The sequence below is a fragment of the Cronobacter sp. EKM101R genome, from assembly GCF_963888145.1.
GTDB lineage: Bacteria > Pseudomonadota > Gammaproteobacteria > Enterobacterales > Enterobacteriaceae > Cronobacter > Cronobacter turicensis.
The window spans coordinates 1-202 of sequence record NZ_CAWPHW010000068.1 but is presented as its reverse complement, the minus strand read 5'-3'; the positions used below and the strand labels follow the sequence as shown (position 1 = coordinate 202).

1 protein-coding gene is annotated in these 202 nt (G+C 47.5%); it reads right to left on the bottom strand.

Annotated features, from left to right (window positions below; translation table 11 throughout):
- Positions 1 to 41: 41 nt before the first annotated feature.
- Positions 42 to 202: host-nuclease inhibitor Gam family protein (locus AACV31_RS21490; RefSeq protein ID WP_304505156.1), on the bottom strand; the 161-nt coding region annotated here is incomplete at its 5' end.

Below are 202 nucleotides of genomic sequence, written 5' to 3'. Positions count from 1 at the left end.
GAGGAAAGCCTGAGTATTTGTAGCACGCTGGAAAAGGGCCATTATTCTCTCCTTAGCTCCATATTTATTTCGGTCTGATTAAAGGCAAGAACTTCGGCGGCATACCGGATAAAAGCGCCTGCCTTTTCCTGAAAATTCACATCGTCGAATGCGGCCTTAATTGCGGCCGCATCGGCCTGCGTGTGACTGAGTAATTCATGAA